At 26.7% G+C, this 4,648-nt stretch carries 3 protein-coding genes; all 3 read right to left on the reverse strand.

Annotation, left to right across the window (positions count from 1 at the left end; genetic code table 4):
- Positions 1–67: 67 nt before the first annotated feature.
- The 3 genes from UDIV_RS02800 to UDIV_RS02810 all read right to left on the reverse strand — a co-directional run bounded on the left by UDIV_RS02800 (position 68) and on the right by UDIV_RS02810 (position 4,433).
- Positions 68–766 (reverse strand): hypothetical protein, encoded by a 699-nt coding sequence (locus tag UDIV_RS02800; protein ID WP_038103031.1) that lies wholly within the window; start codon positions 764–766, stop codon positions 68–70.
- Positions 767–888: 122 nt separating this feature from the next.
- Complete coding sequence (locus tag UDIV_RS02805) at positions 889–1,410, reverse strand: adenine phosphoribosyltransferase (protein WP_038103034.1); 522 nt, start codon at positions 1,408–1,410, stop codon at positions 889–891.
- An 11-nt stretch (positions 1,411–1,421) separates the two neighbouring features.
- On the reverse strand, positions 1,422–4,433 hold the full coding sequence (locus UDIV_RS02810; RefSeq protein WP_038103041.1) for a hypothetical protein: 3,012 nt from the start codon (positions 4,431–4,433) through the stop codon (positions 1,422–1,424).
- Positions 4,434–4,648 lie beyond the last annotated feature (215 nt).

Below are 4,648 nucleotides of genomic sequence, written 5' to 3' on the forward strand. Positions count from 1 at the left end.
CCTAGGGGCATTCCTAGGTTTTTTCATTACTATTTATTAATTAAATATTAATCAATAACTTGATAAATTATTCACTCTTGTTTTCATTAAGATCTTTAAAATCAGTATTATCAACATCAACAACAAATGCACGGAAGAAAGAATCAATTTTAGTATTAATATCCTTTGTACTTAACTCTTTTTGTTCTAATTGATTAAAGTATATTGCAGCTTTATTTATATCAATACATTTTTTAAATTCAGTAAAGCGATTGTATGCGTTAAGGTTATTTGCATTAAGGTTTAATTGTATTATATTTCTAAGTTCTTGTTCTTTTCCTTCTTTAAGAAATGTTTTAGCTACTATGTCGATTTTATTGTTGCTAGCTTCAACAATATAATCATTAATATATTCTCTAATAGATTTATTAGGAATGATTTTAACTTCTCCTCGCTCTATATCTTTTAAGAAGATAGAAGCATACTTTTGCTCATCTTTTGATAGATAAGCAAAGCTACTATGTAGTTGTTTTTTAGCTGCTTCTATATCTTCAACATTAGATCCATCATTTAAAGATTTAATATATTTTTCAAATCGAGAGTTAATATAATCAGTATCAATTAAACCAGTATTGACTTCTAAAATACTTGAAGTCATATCATAGAAGTTAACTTTATTTTTATTTCTATGATTTGTTTTTTGATTAAGATAATTAATAGCATCATGATATCTAGTTAATAAAACATCAAATGTTCCTCGAAAGTAAGTTCAATTGCAACACCGCACTTGGGCTTACTTTCGAGGAAGCTCGATTGCAAAATCAAAACCAACAAGCAAAGCTAAATTAAGAATAAAAAGACAAAAGAAAAAGTGCCAACTTAAAGGCACTTTTTTGATTATTAATTTAATTAATAAGTAATTAAAGCATTTACTTTACCACTTAGCTTCTTTTCACCTTCTAAGAAGTCAAGTTTGATTAAATAAGTACTTCCAACAACTTCACATCCAGCTTGACGAACTAAGTCTTCAATAGCTTGAACAGTTCCTCCAGTTGCTAATAAATCATCAACTATTAAAACTTTTTGATTTGGTTTTAATGCGTCCTTATGAATTTCTACACGTGAACTACCATATTCAAGTGTATATTCAGCACTATAAACATCCCCAGGTAGTTTGTTTGGCTTTCTTACTAAAACAAATGGTTTGTTTAGTTTTAAAGACAATGGAACTGCAAATAAGAAACCACGAGATTCAGCTCCTAAAATTACATCCACATCTAAAGTTTTAGCAAAAGCTTCAAACTCTTCTACAATCTTATTAATGATTGCAGGTTCAAGAAATAAAGGTGTAATATCTTTAAAAATAATTCCTTCTTTAGGGAAGTCAGCTACATCTCTGATTTTTGATTTGATGTAATCGATTGAAATCATAATTTTTGCTCCTAGAATTGATTAATATTAGCAATACTTTGTTCATCAAACTTGTCATAACTTCAGTTTGCTCCATACTTGCTATTTGCTTTTTTGTAAATAGCATATGTTAATAAACTATTTAATACAACAATTGTGAACTTAGTAAATAAAATACCAAAGACAACCATTGCATTTAAGATTACTAACTCATAAGGAACAAAGATCATTAAAGTTAATAAACAAACTAACATTACAATGTAAATTATATTATATCTACTTAAATATTGAAATAAACTATGGTGTAAATGTGTATTGATTTGTTTATTTGTTCATTTTTGATTAAATTGTAAGATTTTAATTAAATTAGCATACATATTAAAGCTAATTACACAAATAAGAACAAATAAGCTATTAGCTGCAGTTATAACTGTTTGATAAACTGGTAAACGGAATAAAGAGTTAATACCAAAGAAAATTAAAGTACATGCAACTACATTACTTAAAATTACTAAACAAGATTTTAATTTAAATCAAATAGCACTTCATATTGTTACTATTACACCAATGATTAAATAACTATAAATTGTATTTTTGAGTTGATCAGTAAATAATGGGATATGGTTTGAATAAACTAAAACATTATCTAAACCATAAGTTGTTTTAATAGTGTTTAAATCAGTTTCAAAATCAGCTGCATTAGCATCTAAATAAAGTGATGTAATTAATTTATCACTATTTCCATAATCAACTAAACTGTTGATTTTATCAAGTTCAGTTTGATTTAAGATCTTATTAACATCAACTTGAACTAAAGTATTAAATAGTTCTGAATTAGTTGGTAATCATAAACCTAACATTAAAAGTCCAGCTAAAGTAATAATACCTATTAGTACTAAATAAACATATTTATAACTATTATTAAATAGCTTTTGAGCTAATAATGAATAGTTCTTTTGTTCTTCATATTCATTTAGTTTAGAGTCAAAGATGTTGTTATTGATTTTTAGTGCAGTTGATAGATATGGTTCATATAAATGGGTTTGTGGTTTAAATTCAAAAATTGTTGCATATGAGAAATGCATTATTAAACCTAATAAGTATGTAGTTAGTAAATAAGCAATAGAACCAAAGACTAAACTATAACCAAAGCTAGTGTTTAAACCAATTCCAAAATACATAAAGACTAAAGACATTAAGATTATTAATAAGTACATCATCCCATTATTAGTAATCATTTTCTTATTAGCTAAATAATATGCATTCTTATATGAATAACCTTTATTCATAAACCGTTTTAGATCACTTTGTAAGTTTACAAAACCAAAGACTGGAATAATTAAACTAACTAATAAAGCTGCATATGTTTCTGTACTAAACCCAAAATTAGCTGCTTTAGCTATACTTAGCTGAACTAAATAACCAATTCCTAATAATAGTGCAAATATCAATCCATTGAATTTGTATAAAACAGCAACTATAATACCAATAATACCAACTAATACACCAAACCCAATTAAGATACTATCTTTAATAGTTAAGGTTTTAATAATCCCTTGTTGGTATTTTGATGCAATAATTGATGGTGTGTTTATATATTGATAAAAAGCATCTTGGTATTTTTTATCTTTAACTAAGAATTGTGGATAACTAATGTAGTTAGAGATTAATGAATTCTTTAATAGTAAGAAGTTATTAGCAGTTGATACTGAAGTATTAGCTTGATTTAATACTAAGTGATCAGTTTGATATTTATCAGCTTGCGTTGTTCTTTTTGGTTCAGTGAAATAATTAAAGAAGCTATTGTAATCAATTGCATACACATAACCACGAACTAAAGCTAATTTATTAATGTTTCAAGAATAAAACATTTCATAATCAGCAAAAGTCATTGGTGTTTGTGATTGTCTTGGATTTTGTGGATTTGGTTGTTGTAATACTTTATGCTTATTAGATCGATAAAAAGCATTTAGTAAACTAATAAGTTTATTATCAATCGGATTATATTGTTGATTTAAATCATTACTTGTAATTAAGAAATGTTCATAAGGTTTAGTTTTTGTTTCAGCCTTGATTCAATCAACATATGCACGATCTTCACCATTTGCTGGTAAGTTTTGATACACATCATCAACATCAGCTCATTTTTTAGGATCAGTGAATGGTTCATTGTGAGCGTATGCTAATAGTGCAAGCATATTAAGTTTAGATACTAATGCATCCCGATTAACTCACATTAACCAAGAATTAGTTGGTTTAGCTCTAGCTCTATTAGTTCTTTGGAAATTAGTAATAGCTGTTTGACGAGAAGATGAAGTAGTTGGTGCGTAGTTGTAGTTTTTTGAAAACTCTTTATCAAACATCTCTAATGAGAATTTTTGATCGCTTTGATTAAGTTTAATTTCAACATGTGGTTGTTGGTTTCGGTTTGTTTTAATTTCAAACAAATCAGGATTTTGGTTTAGGGTTTTTCAGTTTTGTAATAAAAACTCTTGATCATTTAAACTAGTAGCTAATGTTGGTTTGTGATTATATAAACTTGATATATTTTGTAATTCAATTCTATTAGAAGAACTAAAAGTTGATAATAGTTGTAATTTAGCAGCAACTTTTTGTTTATTAGTAAATTCTTTATCAAGTAAATTAACTGATGCAAATTGTCTATAACTTGGTAAATTAAAATCATAAACTAACTCACCAAATAAAGCATTGCTATCTTTAGTATCTTTACTTTGATGCTTAATTGCTGATTTAACTTCTAATTCTTTTAAACCGAACCGATTATAAATAGCTGTTGTTTTATTAGCTATATTATTTAAACGAGCTTGATTTTCTGATTCACTTAGTGTTGGATCTAAGGCAAAATGGGTTTTAATTTGAATCCGATCATCAAAACTACTAGCTGTTTGCTTTTGATCTTTACTAATATAGTATCCAAGTCCACCTGAAAGCGAAGCAACCGCCACTGCGGTTGCACCTAATGCAATCCCTGCAAGAAGTTTCTTGCTATTAACATATTTGCTTTTAAATGCTTTAGAACTCATTTATAACAACAGCTTCCTTGAAGATGTATTTGACCTTATCTAATTATAAAAAGAAATAAGATAAGGTTAACAACAAATAATTATAACATTATTAAGGATTAATTTACTTTTGCTTTCAAATTCTGATTAAAAGTAACTAATTAAGAAAATGAAAGGAATTAAATTAATAAACAAATTATTGCATTTTTATAACTTTTAATCACTTTTTATCATTC

Origin of the sequence: Ureaplasma diversum NCTC 246 (assembly GCF_000731915.1) — a bacterium.
In the GTDB taxonomy this organism is placed as follows: Bacteria; Bacillota_I; Bacilli_A; order Mycoplasmatales; family Mycoplasmoidaceae; genus Ureaplasma; species Ureaplasma diversum.